The 18,453-nt window shown below is 74.2% G+C and carries 17 protein-coding genes; 8 read left to right on the top strand and 9 right to left on the bottom strand.

Annotation, left to right across the window (positions count from 1 at the left end; translation table 11 throughout):
- Nucleotides 1–9 precede the first annotated feature (9 nt).
- On the bottom strand, nucleotides 10–1,809 hold the full coding sequence (locus FB458_RS18145) for a glycoside hydrolase family 3 protein (protein WP_141849739.1): 1,800 nt from the start codon (nucleotides 1,807–1,809) through the stop codon (nucleotides 10–12).
- Nucleotides 1,810–1,925: 116 nt separating this feature from the next.
- Here FB458_RS18145 and FB458_RS18150 point away from each other — a divergent pair, with 116 nt between their 5' ends.
- Complete coding sequence (locus FB458_RS18150; RefSeq protein ID WP_170185735.1) at nucleotides 1,926–2,219, top strand: DUF427 domain-containing protein; 294 nt, start codon at nucleotides 1,926–1,928, stop codon at nucleotides 2,217–2,219.
- Nucleotides 2,220–2,240: 21 nt separating this feature from the next.
- Here FB458_RS18150 and FB458_RS18155 read toward each other — a convergent pair whose 3' ends face one another.
- Complete coding sequence (locus FB458_RS18155; RefSeq protein WP_170185736.1) at nucleotides 2,241–3,149, bottom strand: sugar phosphate isomerase/epimerase family protein; 909 nt, start codon at nucleotides 3,147–3,149, stop codon at nucleotides 2,241–2,243.
- Between the two features lie 141 nt (nucleotides 3,150–3,290).
- Here FB458_RS18155 and FB458_RS18160 point away from each other — a divergent pair, with 141 nt between their 5' ends.
- Genes FB458_RS18160 through FB458_RS18185 form a run of 6 tightly spaced genes read left to right on the top strand, consistent with a single transcriptional unit; the run spans nucleotide 3,291 to nucleotide 10,629 of the window.
- The gene (locus FB458_RS18160) at nucleotides 3,291–4,295 is read left to right on the top strand and encodes a Gfo/Idh/MocA family protein (RefSeq protein WP_141849741.1); all 1,005 of its coding nucleotides are present in this window, start codon (nucleotides 3,291–3,293) and stop codon (nucleotides 4,293–4,295) included.
- On the top strand, nucleotides 4,292–5,305 hold the full coding sequence (gene iolC / locus FB458_RS18165; RefSeq protein ID WP_141849742.1) for a 5-dehydro-2-deoxygluconokinase: 1,014 nt from the start codon (nucleotides 4,292–4,294) through the stop codon (nucleotides 5,303–5,305). The genes FB458_RS18160 and iolC overlap by 4 nt, the downstream gene beginning before the upstream one ends.
- A complete protein-coding gene (locus tag FB458_RS18170; protein WP_141849743.1) occupies nucleotides 5,302–6,207 on the top strand; it encodes a Cgl0159 family (beta/alpha)8-fold protein in 906 nt (301 codons plus the stop codon). Before iolC ends, FB458_RS18170 begins: the two co-directional genes overlap by 4 nt.
- The gene (iolB, locus tag FB458_RS18175) at nucleotides 6,204–7,136 is read left to right on the top strand and encodes a 5-deoxy-glucuronate isomerase (protein WP_141849744.1); all 933 of its coding nucleotides are present in this window, start codon (nucleotides 6,204–6,206) and stop codon (nucleotides 7,134–7,136) included. The genes FB458_RS18170 and iolB overlap by 4 nt, the downstream gene beginning before the upstream one ends.
- On the top strand, nucleotides 7,133–9,133 hold the full coding sequence (iolD, locus tag FB458_RS18180) for a 3D-(3,5/4)-trihydroxycyclohexane-1,2-dione acylhydrolase (decyclizing) (protein WP_141849745.1): 2,001 nt from the start codon (nucleotides 7,133–7,135) through the stop codon (nucleotides 9,131–9,133). Before iolB ends, iolD begins: the two co-directional genes overlap by 4 nt.
- Nucleotides 9,130–10,629: a CoA-acylating methylmalonate-semialdehyde dehydrogenase gene (locus FB458_RS18185; protein ID WP_141849746.1), complete on the top strand. Its 1,500-nt coding sequence runs from the start codon at nucleotides 9,130–9,132 to the stop codon at nucleotides 10,627–10,629. The genes iolD and FB458_RS18185 overlap by 4 nt, the downstream gene beginning before the upstream one ends.
- A 100-nt stretch (nucleotides 10,630–10,729) precedes the next feature.
- Here FB458_RS18185 and FB458_RS18190 read toward each other — a convergent pair whose 3' ends face one another.
- The 6 genes from FB458_RS18190 to FB458_RS18215 all read right to left on the bottom strand — a co-directional run bounded on the left by FB458_RS18190 (nucleotide 10,730) and on the right by FB458_RS18215 (nucleotide 16,234).
- Nucleotides 10,730–11,170: an SMI1/KNR4 family protein gene (locus FB458_RS18190; RefSeq protein WP_141849747.1), complete on the bottom strand. Its 441-nt coding sequence runs from the start codon at nucleotides 11,168–11,170 to the stop codon at nucleotides 10,730–10,732.
- Between the two features lie 111 nt (nucleotides 11,171–11,281).
- Complete coding sequence (locus FB458_RS18195) at nucleotides 11,282–12,022, bottom strand: GntR family transcriptional regulator (protein WP_141849748.1); 741 nt, start codon at nucleotides 12,020–12,022, stop codon at nucleotides 11,282–11,284.
- 41 nt (nucleotides 12,023–12,063) lie between these two features.
- The gene (locus FB458_RS18200; protein WP_246061357.1) at nucleotides 12,064–12,912 is read right to left on the bottom strand and encodes an ABC transporter permease; all 849 of its coding nucleotides are present in this window, start codon (nucleotides 12,910–12,912) and stop codon (nucleotides 12,064–12,066) included.
- Nucleotides 12,905–13,846 (bottom strand): ABC transporter ATP-binding protein, encoded by a 942-nt coding sequence (locus FB458_RS18205; protein WP_141849750.1) that lies wholly within the window; start codon nucleotides 13,844–13,846, stop codon nucleotides 12,905–12,907. Before FB458_RS18205 ends, FB458_RS18200 begins: the two co-directional genes overlap by 8 nt.
- 46 nt (nucleotides 13,847–13,892) lie before the next feature.
- Entirely contained in the window at nucleotides 13,893–15,068 is a 1,176-nt protein-coding gene (locus tag FB458_RS18210) for a LolA family protein (protein ID WP_141849751.1), read from the bottom strand.
- Between the two features lie 74 nt (nucleotides 15,069–15,142).
- Entirely contained in the window at nucleotides 15,143–16,234 is a 1,092-nt protein-coding gene (locus tag FB458_RS18215) for a YihY/virulence factor BrkB family protein (protein WP_211356090.1), read from the bottom strand.
- A 124-nt stretch (nucleotides 16,235–16,358) separates the two neighbouring features.
- On the opposite strand from FB458_RS18215, the gene FB458_RS18220 reads away from it, so the two are divergent.
- Complete coding sequence (locus tag FB458_RS18220; protein WP_211356091.1) at nucleotides 16,359–18,221, top strand: purple acid phosphatase family protein; 1,863 nt, start codon at nucleotides 16,359–16,361, stop codon at nucleotides 18,219–18,221.
- A 28-nt stretch (nucleotides 18,222–18,249) separates the two neighbouring features.
- Here FB458_RS18220 and FB458_RS18225 read toward each other — a convergent pair whose 3' ends face one another.
- A complete protein-coding gene (locus FB458_RS18225; RefSeq protein WP_141849752.1) occupies nucleotides 18,250–18,450 on the bottom strand; it encodes a hypothetical protein in 201 nt (66 codons plus the stop codon).
- Between the last annotated feature and the right edge of the window lie 3 nt (nucleotides 18,451–18,453).

The following is an 18,453-nucleotide window of genomic DNA, read 5'->3' on the forward strand; positions in this document are numbered from 1 at the left end:
TGGTGGAGGTCAGTAGTGCAGGCCGTACCCGAAGGGGTACAGCGTCTGGGTCGGGTCCCCGGCGACGGGGACGACCACGGGCAGCCGGCCGGACGGGTTCACGGCGCCGGCGACGACGGCCGCGGCGGCGGTCAGCGCGACGGGGCTGTAGGAGTAGGCGGCCAGGTAGGTCGGCGCGTCACCGAGGTAGGCGACGTCGTACGGGTCGTTGACCGCGACGACGACCACCGGGACCCCGGTCGCGCGCAGCCGGTCGACGAGCGTCTTCTGCGCGGGGTAGGCGCTGACCTTGTACGACGACACGACGACGGCGTCCTGCCCGGCCGCCGCGTCGACGGCCGACTGGATCGTCGCGTCGGTCGGTGCCGTCCCGGTCGACAGCACCGTCGTCGTCGCGCCGTGGCCACCGAGCGCCGTCCCGAGCGTCGCCGTCGTCGTCACGCCGTAGCCGGTGACGAGCACCTTCTTCCCGCTCACGGCGAGCGGCAGGACACCGTCGTCGTTGCGCACGAGGGTCGTCGTCCGCCGGCTCACCGCGTCGGCCGTCGCGAGGTGAGACGGCGTGCCGACGACGGTCATCACCGCGCCGGGGTGGACGTACGGCGACGCGACGACGCCGCGGCGGTGCTTGAGCGACAGGATCCGGGTGACCTTGGCGTCGAGGTCGGCCATCGGGAGGCGGCCGGACCCCACGGCGTCGAGGACGGCGTGGAAGGACGCGTCGACGGACGGGGTCATGAGCAGGTGGTCGACCCCGGCGAGCAGCGCGCGGACGGCGACCTCGGGGTCGCCGTACAGGTCCCGCACGCCCTGCATCTCGAGCGAGTCGGTGATGACGACGCCGTCGTAGCCGAGCTCGTCGCGCAGCAGCCCGGTGAGGATGGGCTGCGACAGCGTCGCCGGGTCGCCCGAGGCGTCCAGCGACGGGAACTGGATGTGCGCGGTCATGATCATGTCGATGTCGGCGGCGACGGCCGCCCGGAACGGCGGGGCGTCGATGGTCTCCCACTGCGCCTTGGTGTGGGTGATGACGGGGAAACCGGTGTGGCTGTCGGTCGCCGTGTCGCCGTGGCCCGGGAAGTGCTTGGCCGTGGCGCTGATCCCGGCGTCCTGCTGGTAGCCGCCGACCTGGGCCGTGACCATCCGCGAGACGAGCGTCGGGTCGGAGCCGAACGAGCGCACCCCGATGACGGGGTTGAGCGGGTTGACGTTGACGTCCGCGTCGGGCGCCGCGTCCGTCGTCAGGCCCATGGCCCGCAGCTCGCGGCCGGTGATCCGGGCCGCGGTCCGCGCGTCGGCGGTGCTGCGGCCGGCGCCCAGGGCCATCGAGCCGGGGAACTGCGTCGCCGGCGGCCCGATCCGCGTGACGATGCCCTGCTCCTGGTCGATGGTGAGAGTGAGCGGGACCTTCGCCCCCGCCGAGAGCGCCGCGCGCTGGAGACCGTTGGACAGCCCCGCGACCTGCTGCGGGCCGCCGCCGACGTTGTCGCTCCAGGCGAAGTAGATGACGCCGCCGAGGTGGTACTTGCGGATCGCCTCGCGGGCGGTCGCGACGCCGTACAGCGCGGTGTTGCGGTCGTCGGCCGTGGTGGCCGTAGGCCCGTAGACGTACTGGACGAAGAGCTGGCCGACCTTCTCCTCCAGCGTCATCCCGGCCAGGGTGGCAGCGACCCACCGCTTGCCGGCGGCCGTCAGGGGCGGGGCGGTGGCGGCCGAGGCGGCCCCGGCGGAGCCGACCAGGGCGGCCCCGGCGGCCCCGGCGGCGAGCCCTCCGAGCACGGTGCGGCGGGTGGGGTGGGCGGCGGTCATCACGGGCTCCCTTGCCAATCGTTCACGTCTTCTGCGGTGAACATGCAACTTAGCCACAGCACGAGCTCGGGACAAGCCCCCGGCATAGCCGGGCGGGCGGCGTGGTTCCCTCCGTCATGAGCACTGTGCAGGCCGTCTGGAACGGCACCGTCATCGCCCGGTCCGACGACACGGTCGTCGTCGAGAACAACCACTACTTCCCACGGTCCTCGGTCGACGAGAGCCTCCTCGCGCCCAGCGACACGACGTCGGTGTGCCCGTGGAAGGGCACCGCGTCGTACGCCTCGCTCGTCGTCGACGGGCAGACCAACACCGACGCCATGTGGTTCTACCCCGAGCCGAAGGAGAAGGCCGAGATGGTCCGCGACCGGGTCGCCTTCTGGAAGGGCGTCCAGGTCAGCGAGGTCTGAGCCCCTGGAGCGCGGCGCGCCTCAGACCCAGCGGCGCAGCACCTCGCGGTTCGTCCCGCTGTCGCGGTACGGCGCCGCGGGGTCGCTGCCCGCGACCGGGTAGAGGTCCTGCTCGACGACGAGCCAGCCGTCCCAGCCGGAGGCGACGACGTCGTCCATGAGCTGCGCCATGGGCAGGTCGCCCTCGCCGAACGGCACGAACGTCCCGCCGGACCACACGTCGATCATCCCGCCGCCGTTGCCGACGATCTCGCGCAGCACGGGGACGCGGACGTCCTTGAGGTGCAGGTGGTTGATCCGAGGCCGCCAGCGCTCCCACGCGGTCAGCACGTCGCCGCCGCCGATGAGCAGGTGGCCGGTGTCGAAGGTGAGGTCGACGTCCGTGCGGGCGAGGAACTCGTCGACCTCCTCGGGGGTCTCGACGAAGGTGCAGGCGTGGTGGTGGAAGGTCGGCTCCAGACCGCGCCCCCTCACCCGCGCGGCGGCCGTGGCGAGGTTGCGGGCGAAGCGGTCCCACCCCTCCTCGTCGAGGCGGTGCCCCGCTCCCCCGCCGGGGTTCGCCTTGCGCTGCGCGTCGCCGCTGTCGGCGAGCGTCGGCAGGGGGGCCCGGCCGGGGTGCGCCTCGAGGGCGTCGGAGAAGACGTCGAGCGCCTCGTCCAGGCTGGGCAGCGCCGCCGCGAAGGCCTCGTCGTCGCTGAACGGCAGGTCGACCCAGCCGCCGGCCAGCTCCAGCCCGTGCCCGCGCAGCCGGTCGCGCAGCTCGCGACCGCGGCCGAGGAAGCCGACGGGGCCGAGGTCGACGCCGGCGTACCCGTCCCGCTCCAGCGCCGTGGCGACCTGCTCGCCCGTCGGGAGCACCAGGCCCGGGTCGTCGGGGGTCAGCTCGAACACGCCGAAGTTCACGGGGGCACCGGCCACGGAGATCGCCACGGGAGGACGATGACGACCGTCCGGTCCCACTGTCAAGTCGATGAGACAACATCCTAATGTCAGGACATTTGCTTGACAGGTCGTCACGTCGCGCACGACGATGGGGCCGCCCATCCCGCAGGACCAGAGAGGCTCCCCACCATGCGCATCGGACTCGCCGGCGTCGGCCGGATCGGCGCCTTCCACGCCGAGACGCTCCGGGACCTCCCCGGGGTCGACGAGGTCGTCGTCGCCGACGCCCTGCCCGACGCGGCCCGGGCCGTCGCCGACACGCTCGGGGTCGGCTTCGCCGCCACCGCCGAGGAGCTGCTCGCCTCCGGGCTCGACGGCTTCGTCGTCGCGACGGCCACCCCCGGCCACGCCCCGCTGCTGCGGGCCGGCGTCGCCGCCGGCGTCCCGACCTTCTGCGAGAAGCCGGTCGCGGCGACCCTCGAGGAGACCGTCGAGCTGGCCCGGCTCGTCGCCGGCAGCGACGTCCCCGTCCACGTCGGGTTCCAGCGTCGCTTCGACGCCGGCTACCGACGGGCCAAGGCCGCGGTCGACGCCGGCGAGCTCGGCTTCGTCCACTCGGTGCGCAGCCAGACCCACGACGAGGCGCCGCCGCACGCGTCGTACGTGCCCGGCAGCGGTGGGATCTTCCGCGACTGCAACGTCCACGACTTCGACGTCCTGCGGTTCGTCACGGGCCACGAGGTGGTCACCGCCTACGCCGCCGGCGGCAACAAGGGCGCCGACTTCTTCCGCGACGCGGGCGACGTCGACACGGCCGCGGCCCTGCTCACCCTCGATGACGGCACCCTCGTCACCGTCACCTCGACCCGCTACCACGGCGCCGGTCACGACGTGCGGATGGAGGTGGCCGGCAGCGAGGGCACCATCGGCGTCGGGTACGACGACTCGCTCGCCCTGCGATCGGCCGAGGAGGGGGCGTCGTACCCGGCGGGGCCGGTGCACCACTCCTTCATGGACCGCTTCCTCCCGGCCTACCGCGCCGAGCTCACCGCGTTCGTCGAGGTCGCCCGGGGCGAGCGGCCGAGCCCGTGCACCGTCGACGACGCCCTCCAGGCCTTCCGCACCGCCGAGGCGTGCGACCGCTCTCGCCGCGAGGGACGCATCGTGCACCTCGACGAGGTGCCGGGCGCATGAACGGCGAGGGGACGGGTGCCGACGGGACGACCGACGACGGGGCGCCGTACGACCTGGTGACCATCGGCCGCTGCGGGGTCGACATCTACCCGCTCGACCACGGCGTCGGGCTGGCGCAGGTGAGGACGTTCGAGAAGTTCCTCGGCGGCAGCGCGACCAACGTCGCGGTCGCGGCCGCCCGGCACGGGCGGCGGACCGCCGTCGTCACGCGGACCGGGCGGGACCCGTTCGGGGAGTACGTCGCCGCCGAGATCGCGCGGCTCGGCGTGGACAACGCCTTCGTCGAGCCGGTCGACGGGCCGCCGACGCCGGTGACCTTCTGCGAGATCTTCCCCCCGGACGACTTCCCGCTCTGGTTCTACCGCTACCCCACCGCCCCGGACCTGCTCATCGACCCGGCCACGCTGCCGCTCGACGCGGTCCGCGACGCGCGGATCTACTGGTCGACCGTCACCGGCCTGTCGCAGGAGCCGAGCCGCGCGGCGCACCACGTCGCCTGGCGGGCGCGCGAGCGACGACCGATGACCGTGCTCGACCTCGACTGGCGGCCGATGTTCTGGCCCGACGAGGAGACCGGACGCGCCGAGGTCGGCCGCGCGCTCGAGCACGTGACGATCGCCGTCGGCAACCGCGAGGAGTGCGCCGTCGCGGTCGACGAGACCGACCCGCACCGCGCCGCCGACGCGCTGCTGGACCGCGGTCTCGACCTCGCCGTCGTCAAGCTGGGCCCGCGCGGGGTGCTCGCCGCCACGCGCGAGGAGCGGGTCGAGGTGCCGACGCACCCCGTCGAGGTCGTCAACGGGCTCGGGGCCGGTGACGCCTTCGGCGGGGCGCTCGTGCACGGCCTCCTGGCCGGCTGGTCGCTGGAGCGGACCCTGCGGCTGGCCAACGTCGCCGGTGCCATCGTCGCCTCGCGGCTCGAGTGCTCGACGGCGATGCCGACCACGGCGGAGGTCGAGGCGGTGGCCGCCGGCGCCTCCCCCGCCGATGTACGGCCGGCGGTCCGATGACCGCCGGCACGACGACCGTCCCGGTCGCGGTGGACGACCTCACCGAGGTGCGGGTCCGCGAGCCGCACCGGATCGCCACCGGCTGGGCCGCACGTCGTCGCCGCCCGCTCGTCGGCGACGACGGCCGGCTGCTGCTCGTCGCCGCCGACCACCCGGCCCGCGGGGCCCTCGGAGTCCGCGCCGACCCCCTGGCCATGGCCGACCGGCGCGAGCTGCTCACCCGCCTCGTCACCGCCCTGGGGCGCCCGGGCGTCGACGGGGTCCTCGGCACGCCCGACGTCCTCGACGACCTGCTCCTGCTCGGGGCGCTCGAGGACAAGGTCGCCGTCGGCTCGATGAACCGCGGCGGTCTGCAGGGCGCGAGCTTCGAGCTCGACGACCGCTTCACCGCGTACGACGCCCCGCGGATCGCCGCGCTCGGCCTCGAGGGCGGCAAGATGCTCACCCGCATCTGCCTCGACGACATCGGGACGGCCGCGACGCTGCAGGCCAGCGCCGACGCGGTGACGGCCCTCGCCGACGCCGGGCTAATGGCCATGGTCGAGCCGTTCCTCTCGGTCCGCCGTGACGGACGGGTCGGCAACCTGCTCGACGCCGAGTCGGTGCTGCGGTCGGCCGCGATCGCCGCCGGGCTCGGGGCGTCCAGCGCGCACACCTGGCTCAAGCTGCCCGTCGTCGACGGGCTCGAGCAGGTCATGGCCGGGACGACGCTGCCGACGCTGCTGCTCGGGGGTGACCCGGTCGGCGATCCCGCCGACACCTACGCCGCGTGGGGCCGGGGCCTCGCCCTCCCCGCGGTCCGCGGGCTCGTCGTCGGCCGCGCCCTGCTGTACCCCCCGGACGGCGACGTCGCCGCCGCGGTGGACGTGGCGGCCGGGCTCGTGCACGGTGGTGACTCGTGAGCCGCTGGACCTTCCCGCTCGGCACCCTGCGCCACGACGGCTGGGACGTCGTCGTCGACGACGCCCTCGACGGGTGGCAGCACACCGGGCTCCTCGTCGTCGACCTCACCGCCGGTGACGAGCGCCGGTTCACCACTGCGACGCGCGAGGCCGTCGTCCTCCCCCTCTCCGGCGGCGCCACGGTCACCGTCACGGGCCCGTACGGCGACCTCATGGCCGACCTCGCGCCCCGGGCCTCGGTCTTCGCCGGAGCACCCGACGTCGTCTACGCACCCCGCGGCAGCGACGTCGTCGTCAGCGCGACGGCGGGCCCGACGCGGGTGGCGCTCTGCCTGGCTGTCGTCCCCGGCGAGGCGCCCGACGACGTCCCGCCACCGCGACACCTCCCCGCCGCCGACGTCCCGGTCGAGCTGCGCGGTGCTGGGCAGGCCTCCCGCGAGGTCCGTAACTTCGGCGTGCCGGGCGTCCTCGGCGCCGAGCGGATCATCGCCTGCGAGGTCGTCACACCCGAGGGCAACTGGAGCTCGTACCCGCCGCACAAGCACGACGAGGAACGGCCCGACGAGGAGACCGCGCTCGAGGAGATCTACTACCACGAGGTGCGGGTGACCCCCGGGTCGCCGGCGCCCGGCCCCAACGGCGAGGGTGCCGACCCACACGGGTACCTGAGGGTCTACGGCAGCGGCGCAGACCGCGAGATCGACGAGCTGACGCCGGTGCGCACCGGCGACGTCGTGCTCGTCCCGCACGGCTGGCACGGTCCGGCGATGGCCGTCCCCGGCTACGACCTGTACTACCTCAACGTCATGGCCGGCCCCGGTCCGGAGCGCGCCTGGCTGATCTGCGACGACCCCGCCCACGGCTGGGTACGGAGCACCTGGGCCGACCAGCCGGTCGACCCCCGCCTGCCGCTGGGAGGACCCCGATGACCGAGCCTGCCTCCGGCGTGTCGAGCACCGTGCGGCTCACCGTCGCCCAGGCCCTCGTCCGCTTCCTCGCCGCCCAGTGGTCCGAGCGCGACGGGGAGCGGCAGAAGCTCTTCGCCGGGATGCTCGGCATCTTCGGCCACGGCAACGTCGCCGGTGTCGGCCAGGCCCTGCTCGAGAACGAGCTCGAGGCGACCGGGGACGACCGCCTGCCCTACGTCCTCGCCCGCAACGAGCAGGCCATGGTCCACACCGCCGTCGGCTACGCCCGCCAGCGCGACCGCCTGCAGACCTGGGCCTGCACGGCGTCGGTCGGCCCGGGCTCGACGAACATGCTCACCGGCGCGGCGCTGGCGACGGTCAACCGGATCCCCGTGCTGCTGCTGCTGTCCGGCACCTTCGCCACGCGGGTGAGCGCGCCCGTGCTCCAGGAGCTCGAGGCGCCGTACGCCGGCGACGTCACCGTCAACGACGCCTTCCGGCCGCTGTCGCGCTTCTTCGACCGGGTGAGCCGCCCGGAGCAGCTGCCGTCGGCGCTGCTCGCCGCCATGCGGGTGCTCACCGACCCGGCCGAGACCGGCGCCGTCACCCTCGCGCTCCCCCAGGACGTCCAGGCGGAGGCGCACGACTGGCCCGTCGAGCTCTTCGCGCCGCGGGTGTGGCGCATCGGTCGACCCCAGGCCGACCCGGCCGACCTCGGCGACGCCGTGGCGCTGCTGCGCTCCGCCCGGCGCCCGATGGTCGTCGCCGGCGGCGGTGTCCACTACGCGCAGGCCGAGGACGCGCTGCGCACCTTCTGCGAGGCGACCGGGGTCCCCGTCGGCGAGACCCAGGCCGGCAAGGGCAGCCTCCCGCACGGCCACCCGCAGCTGCTCGGCGCCGTCGGCTCGACCGGCACGACCGCGGCCAACGCGGTCGCCGAGCGCGCCGACGTCGTCCTCGGGGTCGGCACGCGGTGGAGCGACTTCACGACCGCGTCGCGCACCGCGTTCCAGGACCCGGGCGTACGCTTCGTCAACCTCAACGTCGCCCGGTTCGACGCCGGCAAGCAGGCCGGGCTCCCCCTCGTCGGCGACGCCCGCGACACCCTCACCGCGCTCACCGCCGCCCTCGACGGGTGGTCGGTCGAGGCGTCGTACCGGCAGGAGCAGCAACGGCTCCAGGCCGACTGGGACGAGCTCGTGGAGGGCGCCTACCACCCGGCGGCCGAGGTGACCGACGCCCTCGCCGACGGCCTGCTCACCCAGGGTGAGGTCCTCGGGGCGGTCAACGAGCTGAGCGACCCGCGCGACGTCGTCCTCTGCGCCGCCGGCTCGATGCCCGGGGACCTGCACAAGCTGTGGCGGGTGCGCGACCGCAAGGGCTACCACGTCGAGTACGGCTTCTCCTGCATGGGTTACGAGATCCCGGCGTCGATCGGCATCAGGCTCGCCGACCCGTCGCGCGACGTCTTCGCCATGGTCGGCGACGGCGGCTGGCTGATGATGCCGACCGAGCTCGTCACCGCCGTGCAGGAGCGCATCAAGGTCGTCGTCGTCCTCGTGCAGAACCACGGCTTCCACTCGATCGGCTCGCTCTCGCAGTCGCTCGGCTCGCAGCGCTTCGGCACGCGCTACCGCTTCCGCGGCGAGGACGGCCGGCTCGACGGCCAGTTCCTCCCGGTCGACCTCGCGGCCAACGCCCGCAGCCTCGGGGCCACGGTCATCGAGGTGCGTTCTCGGGAAGAGCTCATCCAGGCGATCAAGGCCGCGAAGGCCGCGCCCGAGGACGGCGGCCCGGTCGTCGTCCACGTCGAGACCGACCCCTTCGTCGGCGCGCCGGACAGCGCATCCTGGTGGGACGTGCCGGTCAGCGAGGTCGCCTCGCTGGACACGACCCGCACGGCCCACGACGAGTACCTGACGCACAAGGCGCGACAGCGCCCGTACGTCGCCCCGCACCACGAGCCCCTCACCAGCAGCGCCACCAGCCGCACCACCGACGGAGGACGACCGGCATGACCGACCCCACCCGCATCACCCACCTCGTCGGCGGCAAGCCGTGGACCGGGGAGGCCGAGCGGACCGGCCAGGTCTTCAACCCCGCGACCGGTGAGCAGACCGGGGTCGTCGACTTCGCGTCGGCGGACCTGGTCGGCGAGGTCGTCGAGACGGCCCGTCAGGCCGGGCTGGCCTGGGGCACCACGTCGCTGGCCAAGCGCAGCGCCGTCCTCTTCGCCTTCCGGCAGCTGCTCGACGAGCGCAAGGAGGACATCGCGGCGCTCATCACCGCCGAGCACGGCAAGGTCCTCAGCGACGCCGTCGGCGAGGTGACCCGCGGCCTCGAGGTCGCCGAGTTCGCCTGCGGCATCCCGCACCTGCTCAAGGGCGGCTTCAGCGAGAACGCGTCGACCGGGGTCGACGTCTACTCGCTGCGCCAGCCGCTCGGCGTCGTCGCCGTCATCTCGCCGTTCAACTTCCCGGCCATGGTGCCGCTGTGGTTCGTCCCGGTCGCGGTCGCGTGCGGCAACTCGGTCGTCCTCAAGCCGTCCGAGAAGGACCCGTCGGCGGCCGTGGCCGTCGCGCAGCTGTGGCTCGAGGCCGGGCTGCCGGAGGGCGTCGTCAACGTCGTCCACGGCGACAAGGAGGCGGTCGACGCGCTGCTCACCCACCCGGACGTCGCCTCGGTCTCCTTCGTCGGCTCGACCCCGATCGCCCGTTACGTCTACGAGACGGGTACGGCGCACGGCAAGCGCGTCCAGGCCCTCGGCGGCGCGAAGAACCACATGCTCGTCCTGCCCGACGCCGACCTCGACCTCGCCGCCGACGCCGCCGTCAACGCCGGCTTCGGCTCCGCGGGCGAACGGTGCATGGCCATCTCGGCCCTCGTCGCCGTCGAGCCCGTCGCTGACGCCCTCGTCACGAAGATCGCCGAGCGGATGACCACCCTGCGCACCGGCGACGGCACCAAGGGCACCGACATGGGGCCCCTGGTGACGAGCCAGCACCGGGACAAGGTCGCCGGGTACGTCGACGCGGGCGTCGCCGAGGGCGCTCGGCTGGTCGTCGACGGCCGCGACGGCGAGTTCGACGGCGGCTCCGGCGGCTACTGGCTCGGGCCGACGCTCTTCGACCAGGTCACGCCGCAGATGTCGATCTACACCGACGAGATCTTCGGCCCGGTCCTCTCGGTCGTGCGCGTCGGCTCCTACGACGAGGGCCTCGACCTCATCAACGCCAACCAGTACGGCAACGGCGTCGCGATCTTCACCAACGACGGCGGCGCCGCCCGGCGCTTCCAGCACGAGGTGCAGGTCGGGATGATCGGCGTCAACGTGCCGATCCCCGTCCCGGTCAGCTACTACTCCTTCGGCGGGTGGAAGAACAGCCTCTTCGGCGACAGCCACGCCTACGGACCCGACGGCATCCACTTCTTCACCCGCGGCAAGGTCGTGACCTCGCGCTGGCTCGACCCGAGCCACGGCGGGCTCGACCTCGGGTTCCCGCAGAACCGCTGACCGGGAGCGCGCGGCCTGCGTCGACGTCCGCCGTGACCCGGGTCGACGAGCGTCCGTCGACGGAACCCGCCACGCCACCCGAGGACGGCCTCCAGACCGCCTATGGAGCGCCGTCCGCCTGGTCGTTCGCGAGCAGCCACTCGACACAGGTGAACAGGTCGGGGAACCGCGGGTCGCGCAGGGACGCGGGATCCTCCATCGTGTCGACGAAGCCGACGTCGCCCTCGGTCGTCAGCAGGTAGTAGTTGCCGCACCCGTCGCCCGCCACGGGCAACCACATCTGCTGTGCCCACCCGGGCCACAGCGCCGCCACGGTCGGCAGGTCGCAGGAGGGGGCGTCGGGACGCTGACCGAAGAACCCCCCGGGACCGATGCGGGCCCCGTTGCAGACGCTGAGGAACGCCGCGAGCTCAGCGGGCAGAGGTCGCCCCAGGCGCGCCTCGAGCGCCACCAGCTCGGCGGGCGTGGCACCGCGGACCGTCTCGTCAGGAGCTCGGACCGCGCCCTGCACGAGCGCGCCCACGCGCGACGGAGTTGCCATGCGGGCTCCTTCCTTCGCCGTTCTGCTGGACCACTGCGGCCGGTCGTTTACCCGCTCCGTGCTGGCTCGTCCGTGGCCCCGCCACGTTCCGACCGATCGTGGCACAGGGCGTCAGCGCTCGTCGACGACGACCTCGAGCGAGTAGTCCTCGGCGCGGTAGACGTGGTCGCCGAACTCGACCGCGTTGCCGCCGACGTCGAAGGCCATCCGCGCCATCGTCAGCACCGGCTGGCTGCCGCGGATGCGCAGGTGACGACGCTCGACGGCGGACGGCATCCGCGCGCCGATGCTCTGCCGCGCCACGACGGGGCGGGCGCCGCGCTGGCGCAGGACGTCGTACAGGCCGGTCTCCTCGAGCTCCTCGCGGGTGACGTCGGCGTAGGCCGGCGGGAGCCAGTTGCGCATGAGCGCGAGCGGGGCGTCGTCGACGAGCCGCAGCCGCACGACGCACAGCAGGTCCGCGTCGTCCGGCAGGTCCAGCGCGGAGGCGGCGCGCGGGTCGCGGCCGACCTCGAGGTCGAGGACGGTGGTGCGCGGCGCGCGGCCGTCGCGGCGCAGGTCGTCGTACAGGCTCGTGAGCTCGAAGCCGCGGTGGACCTTGCGGTTGGCGACCGTCGTGCCGACCCCGCGGCGGCGCACGAGCAGGCCCTGGTCGACCATCTCCTGGATCGCGCGACGCACGGTCGGTCGCGAGAGCCCGAGCCGCCGGCACAGGTCGAGCTCGTTCTCGAAGGCGTCACCCGGCTGCAGGCGCCCGTCGACGACCGAGGCGCTCAGCTGCTCGGCGAGCTGGTGGTAGAGCGGCACCGGCGACGAGCGGTCGATCCGGACCTCGACGAGCTGGGCGACCATCGGCCGATCCTAGCGGTTCGTCGTAATGTCAGGACAACAGATCAGCTCGTGACGTCCTTGCCCGCGAACCTCGCCCAGGCGAGCAGCCCGAAGACGACGACGTACGCCGCGTCGACGGCCAACCCCTGCAGGACGGTCTCGGTGAACACCGGGTCGCGCAGCAGGTCCCCGAACGCGAGCCACCGGTCGACGAGCAGCCACGGGTGCAGCCAGGCCAGCTGGGGGATGCCGTCGAGGATGAGCGACAGCGTCGAGAAGATCACCGTCGCCACGGTCGCCGCGATCGGCTGCTCGGTGAGCGTCGAGATGAACAGCCCCACCGCGGCCAGCCCGGTCAGGCAGGCCGCGAGGTAGAGCATGACGAGGACCAGTCGCCCGAGCGCCGCGGCGAAGGACAGCTGCGTGCCCGACAGGGTGGTGAGCGGCCCGGTCCCGAAGAGCGCGATGCCGACGACCGCCCCGACGACGGCGACGACGGCCACGCCCCAGAACGCACCGATGGCCAGCCCGGCCAGCTTCGTGACGAGCAGCCTCGTGCGGCTGACCGGGACGGTGAGCAGGTAGCGCAGCGTGCCGAGGTTGGCCTCGCCGGCCACCGCGTCCCCGGCGAGGACCGCGACGGCCAGCGGCAGGAAGAGCGGCAGCTCGAGGGTGAGCGCGGCGAAGGCGACGAAGAGCCCGTTCGAGGTGACGGACGACAGGAAGTCCGGGCCGCGGCCGGCCGACGGGCCTGAGGTCACCTTCACCGCGACGGCCAGGACGACGGGGACGGCCGCGAGGACGAGCAGCCCCATCTGGTTGCGCCGACGCCCGGCGACGAGCCGCAGCTCGGACCCCAGCAACCGCAGGGCCGCGCGGGGGCGCGCGGTGGGCCGCGCGCGCTCAGCCACTGACATCGAAGCCCTCCCCCGTCAGCTGGACGAACAGGTCCTCCAGGCTGGGCGCCGTCACGGCGAAGGCCCGGACGCCGACCCCCGCGTGGACGAGTGCCTCGACGACGCGCTCGGGGACGACGTCACCCGGCTGCGCGACGACCTCGTCGCCGCGCACCTCGACCCCGGACAGGCCCAGCCGGACCAGGACGTCACGGGCCGCGTCGGGCGTCGCGGTCGTCACCCGCACGACTGGGGCGACCGTCCCGCGCACCTGCGCGGCCGTGCCCTGGGCGACGAGCCGGCCGACGCTCATGACGCCGAGGTGGGTGCTGATCTGCTCCACCTCCGAGAGCAGGTGGCTGGAGACGAGCACCGTCGTCCCCTCCTGGGCCAGCGACCCGACGAGGTGGCGCACCTCGCGGGTCCCCTGCGGGTCCAGCCCGTTGGTCGGCTCGTCGAGGACGAGCAGGTCGCGCGGCTGGAGCAGTGCCCCGGCGATGGCGAGGCGCTGGCGCATCCCCAGCGAGTAGTTGCGGTACCGCTTGGTCGCGGCCGCCAGCAGCCCGACCCGGTCCATCGCCGCGTCCACCCTCGCCCGGGTCGTGCGCCGGTCGCTCGTGAGGTCGGCCGCGTCGAGCCGCACGAGGTTGGCCCGACCCGACAGGTACGGGTGGAACGCGGGTCCCTCGACGAGGCAGCCGACCCGGGTGAGGGCCGGGACCGGGTCGCGCGCGACGTCGTACCCGAGCAGCGTGCGCGAGCCGGCGCTCGGCGACACGAGCCCCAGCAGCATGCGGATGGTCGTCGTCTTGCCCGAGCCGTTGGGCCCGAGGAACCCGTAGACCGCCCCGTGCGGGACGACGAGGTCGATCCCGTCGACGGCGGTCTGGGCGCCGAAGCGCTTGGTCAGGCCGGTGGTGGCGACGGCGAGGTCGCCGGCGGCGGTCATGGGGCGGTCGCGCTCGTGCGTCCGTACGGCGTGCTCGCGCGCGGGCTCAGTGCGCCGACAGGGCGGCGTACAGCCGGTCGGGGGCGACCGCACCGACGGCGACCCGGCCGTCGTCGGTGAGCACGGCGGAGAACAGCGCGCCGTCGAGGAGTCGTCCCGAGCCCCAGGACCCGGACACCTTGGGCAGGACGCCGAGCGCCGCCGACGGGTCCTGGGCGCCCGAGGGGTCGGAGGTGGCGCCGGAGCCGGCGGCCTTCGTGGCCGCGCCGACGGAGGCGACGAGGACGGAGGACCAGCCGTCACCGACCACGTGCGGGGCGAGGGCCTGCGCGGCCGCCTCACCCTTGGCCCTGTCGGCCGCGTCGGGCGCGGACGGCTGGGGGACGGACTCGGTCCGCACCGTCGCGCCGGGCGGCGGGGTGAACGCGAAGGTCGAGGCGGCCGGGGTGCTGAGGTCGACGGAGGTGAAGCCGACGTCGACGGCCGGGGTCGACGCGCCGCGGGCGAAGACCTCGACCCGCAGCGGGACCTTGGTGGCGCCGTCGAGGGCGATGCGGACCTGGCCGACCCGGGTGGCCGCGTCCTTCGGGGTGAGGACGAGCTCGTAGGCGTCTCTCCCGGCGACCGTCGCCAGCCCGCTCGTCGTGACGTCGGTGGTCCTCCCCGCGGCGGCGAGCGCCTGGTCGGCGGCCTCCTGGGGTGTGCGGGGCACGAGGTCCGTGGGGGTCCGGTTCGCCGCAGCCCCCGGCTTGCCGGTCGGGGCGGGCAGCTCGACCTTGGTGGCGGTCTTCTCGGCGCTGTCCCAGGTCCACACGGTCCGGCCGTCGCGCACGACGTCGGACTCCCCCAGCTGACTGACGAGGGCGACCCGCTGCCGCGTCGGACCGTCGACCCAGACCCGCCAGGTACGGGTCCCGCTGAGCAACGTCATGGGCGACAGACCCCCCGAGGCGCTGGACCCGCCGGCGCCGGACCCGGCCAGGCTGCCGAGGTCGGGCAGCCCGAGGTCGACGCGCTGGCGCACGGTGCCGGAGAGACCGGTGACCGACCCCGCCGCCGCCGACCGCTGCGCGGCCACGAGCAGCTGCTGCGCCGTGAGCGTCGGCAGCCCACCGTCCGCCGAGGCGGGGCGACCCACCCACAGCGCGCCACCGGCGATGACGGCGACGGCGGCGACGGGGGCGGACCAGCGGACGGCGGGGCGGTGCAGGGTGGTGCTCATGGCTCCAGTGTGCGCCTGCTCCGCCGGACGGCGCCTCCGACCGGGGGATGATCCGGGCCGGTTCAGGGTGGGGGTCAGGGTCGACCCTCACCCCGGTCGCGCTCGAGGACGTCCGGCTCGCCGCGGCCGTGCCGCAGCAGCCGCCCTCGGGCGACCTGCTCCCGCTCGGTCGCCCGGGCCTTCTCGATGTTGCGGTCGTCGCGCGGCGGCAGCTGGATGCTCTCCTCGGCCGCGACCCCGGCCTGGAGCTCGCGACCGCGCTCGAGCTCGGCGTCGAGCTCGGCGCCGAAGAGCAGGGCCAGGTTGGTCAGCCAGATCCACAGCAGGAAGACGACGACGCCGGCCAGCGATCCGTAGGTCTTGTCGTAGCTGGAGAAGTGGGCCACGTAGAAGCCGAACAGCACGGAGACGACGACCCACGCGACGATGGCCACGCCGGCCCCGAGGCTGATCCAGCGGAAGCGCGGCTGCTCGACGTTGGGGGTGACGTAGTAGAGCAGCGCCACCACCACGACGACGACCACGAGGACGACGGGCCACTTGACGAGGTCCCACACGGTCACGGCGGTGGACCCCAGCCCGAGCGCCCCGCCGACGGCGTCGGCCGCCGGCCCGGTCACGGCGAGGGCCACCGCGACGAGGGCGGCCAGCACGACGAGCACGAGCGTGAGCAGGAGCATGACGGGCCGCAGCTTCCAGAAGGGTCGGCCCTCGCGCACCTCGTAGACCCGGTTCATCGCCCGCCCGAACGAGCCGACGTACCCGGAGGCGGACCACAGCGCGGCGAGCAGGCCGGTGACGAAGGCGAGGCCGGCCCCTGGGGACTGGCTGAGCGAGGTGAGCACCGGCTCGAGCGTGGTGGCGACGGAGCCGCCGCCGACGCCGCGCAGGATCCCCAGCAGCGTCTGCACGGTCGAGGGCCCCTGGCCGACGAGCCCGACCAGCGACAGGAGCGCGATGAGGGCGGGGAAGAGGGCGAGGACGCCGTAGTAGGTGAGGGCGGCGGCGAGGTCGATGCACTGGTCCTTGGAGAACTCGCGCACCGTGCGGCGCAGCACGTAGCGCCACGACGGCTTCGTGAGCCGGGCCGGCGACTCCGGCGCGTCCGCGGACGTGGGGGCGTCGTTCTCGTCGGGGGCGGTGACGGTACGGCGGTCGGTGGTCACGGTGGGTCCTCCGGGGCTCGGCCCGGACGGCGGGGTCGCCCGGGGTCGGCGCGCCCTACCCGGTTCGCGGGACGTTCACCCCGCGGTCGGCCGGGCGTCACGGCCGTGGGTGTCGACTGGGCCCGTGACCGACGACCGCGCCCTGTTCGACTCCACCGTCCGCCGCCGCAGCGTCATCGCGGGCGCCCTCGCGGGCGTCGCCGCCGGGGTCGGCGCGGTCAGCACGGCGGTGAGCGCCGCCGCCGACCCGGCGCCGCACGTCCAGGGCGCCCCGTCCGCCCCGGTCGACGCCGGACCGGTCCGCACCCCGCGCGTGGACGGGCTGCACCTGCAGTTCGGGGCGGACGCGACCAGCCAGGTCGTCGTCTCGTGGCACACCCTGGCGCCCGTCGCCTTCCCCCGCGTCCTCGTCGGGGACCAGCCGCACGGCTACCACCGCACCGTGCCCGCCGCGACGCGCTCGTACGTCGACGCGCAGTCGGGCCGGCGGGTCTTCGCCCACCACGCCGCCGTCAACGGTTTGCGCCCGTCGACCGACTACCTGTACGTCGCCGTCCACGACGGCGCGCAGGCCGAGCTCGGCTCGGTGCGCACGGCGCCGCGCGGCCGCTCGGGCGGCTTCACGTTCACCTCGTTCGGCGACCAGGGCACGCCGACGCTGGGCAAGCGCTACGTGCCGCCGACGGGCGTGACGATCGCCGACCCGCCGTACGTCAACGACAACCTCGGCTCCCCCGCGGCCGGCGACACCACCGCCGGGGTGGAGCGGGTGCAGCCGCTCTTCCACCTCTTCAGCGGCGACCTCTGCTACGCCAACCTCTCGCAGGACCGCGTGCGCACGTGGTGGGACTTCTGGGAGAACAACTCCCGCAGCGCCCGGCACCGGCCGTGGATGCCGTCCCCTGGGAACCACGAGAACGAGCTCGGCAACGGGCCGATCGGCTACGCCGCCTACCAGACCTACTTCGAGCTGCCCGAGGCCGGTGGCCAGCGGGCCCAGGACCGCGGTCTCTGGTACTCGTTCACCGTCGGGGCGCTGCGGGTCATCGCGCTCGCCAACGACGACGTCTGCTACCAGGACGGTGGGAACTCGTACGTGCGCGGCTACTCCCGCGGCCGGCAGAAGGCGTGGCTCGAGGCCGAGCTGAAGGCGGCGCGCGCCGGTCGCGACGTCGACTGGGTCGTCGTGTGCATGCACCAGGTCGCGGTCTCGACGGCCAACCAGTTCAACGGCGCCGACCTCGGGATCCGGCAGGAGTGGCTGCCGCTCTTCGACGCGTACGGCGTCGACCTCGTCGTCTGCGGGCACGAGCACCACTACGAGCGCTCGCACCCGGTCCGCGGTCACGAGGACGACGAGACGCTCACCCCGTTGCCGCGGGCCACCGGCACGCAGGTCGTCGATACGACGCAGGGCACGGTGCACATGGTCATCGGCGGCGGGGGCACCTCGGCGCCGTCGAACACGCTCTTCTTCCAGCCGCCGGCCTGCCGGGTCATCGTCGGCGTCGGCGAGCCGGACCCGGTCACGCACAAGCGGCCGCCGGTCTACGTCCAGGAGGACGCCGGTCTACGTCCAGGAGGACGCCCCGTGGTCGGCGGTGCGCAACGCCGCCCACGCCTACGGGTTCGCGGCCTTCGAGGTCGACCCGGGCGAGCGCGGCGGCGCCACGACGATGACGGTGACCTACTACGACGTCACCGGGGTCGGCGGGGCGCTGTCGGCCTTCGAGACCTTCACGCTCACGCGTCCGCGGCCGGACTGAGGTGCCCGGGCAGGGGTGAGGGCCGGCGGCGCTCCCCAGCTCCCACCGGCCCTCCAGAGTGCGGATGGCTCCCCCACGGAACCGCGACACTCCCCGTCGGCCCCTCTCCCCAGGAGCCGTCGCTCACGCTAGCGGCAGGAGGCGGTCACGGGCCGTCCGTGGCCGCAAGCGGCCAATGGGCGATCCGGGCACACCGGACGCACCGGGGCAGGCCGACCTGAGGTCGCGGGTCGACCTCGAGGCGGCCGGTCACCCCGCGACCCGCACGAGCGGGTCGAGGCCCTGGCCGGCTCGCGCCACGCGCAGGTCGGACACGGCGCCGTTCGCCGCCGTGGCCGAGGTCGCGGGCCGGACCGGCTTCGGCGACGAGCTCGTCGACGTCACCGTCGACGGCGTGCCGCAGCCGCGGCCGGTCCCGGTCTTCAGCGCGGCGGTCGACCGACCGGGCACGAA

This window comes from Lapillicoccus jejuensis, from assembly GCF_006715055.1.
GTDB classification, from domain to species: domain Bacteria; phylum Actinomycetota; class Actinomycetes; order Actinomycetales; family Dermatophilaceae; genus Lapillicoccus; species Lapillicoccus jejuensis.

Excerpts from the sequence above, each read along its gene's own strand:
- iolC (WP_141849742.1), top strand. The coding sequence starts at position 4,292 with ATGAACGGCGAGGGGACGGGTGCCGACGGGACGACCGACGACGGGGCG.
- FB458_RS18205 (WP_141849750.1), bottom strand. The coding sequence starts at position 13,846 with ATGACCGCCGCCGGCGACCTCGCCGTCGCCACCACCGGCCTGACCAAG.
- FB458_RS18150 (WP_170185735.1), top strand. The coding sequence starts at position 1,926 with ATGAGCACTGTGCAGGCCGTCTGGAACGGCACCGTCATCGCCCGGTCC.
- FB458_RS18160 (WP_141849741.1), top strand. The coding sequence starts at position 3,291 with ATGCGCATCGGACTCGCCGGCGTCGGCCGGATCGGCGCCTTCCACGCC.
- FB458_RS18210 (WP_141849751.1), bottom strand. The coding sequence starts at position 15,068 with ATGAGCACCACCCTGCACCGCCCCGCCGTCCGCTGGTCCGCCCCCGTC.
- FB458_RS18190 (WP_141849747.1), bottom strand. The coding sequence starts at position 11,170 with ATGGCAACTCCGTCGCGCGTGGGCGCGCTCGTGCAGGGCGCGGTCCGA.
- iolD (WP_141849745.1), top strand. The coding sequence starts at position 7,133 with ATGACCGAGCCTGCCTCCGGCGTGTCGAGCACCGTGCGGCTCACCGTC.
- FB458_RS18170 (WP_141849743.1), top strand. The coding sequence starts at position 5,302 with ATGACCGCCGGCACGACGACCGTCCCGGTCGCGGTGGACGACCTCACC.
- FB458_RS18145 (WP_141849739.1), bottom strand. The coding sequence starts at position 1,809 with ATGACCGCCGCCCACCCCACCCGCCGCACCGTGCTCGGAGGGCTCGCC.
- FB458_RS18195 (WP_141849748.1), bottom strand. The coding sequence starts at position 12,022 with ATGGTCGCCCAGCTCGTCGAGGTCCGGATCGACCGCTCGTCGCCGGTG.
- FB458_RS18185 (WP_141849746.1), top strand. The coding sequence starts at position 9,130 with ATGACCGACCCCACCCGCATCACCCACCTCGTCGGCGGCAAGCCGTGG.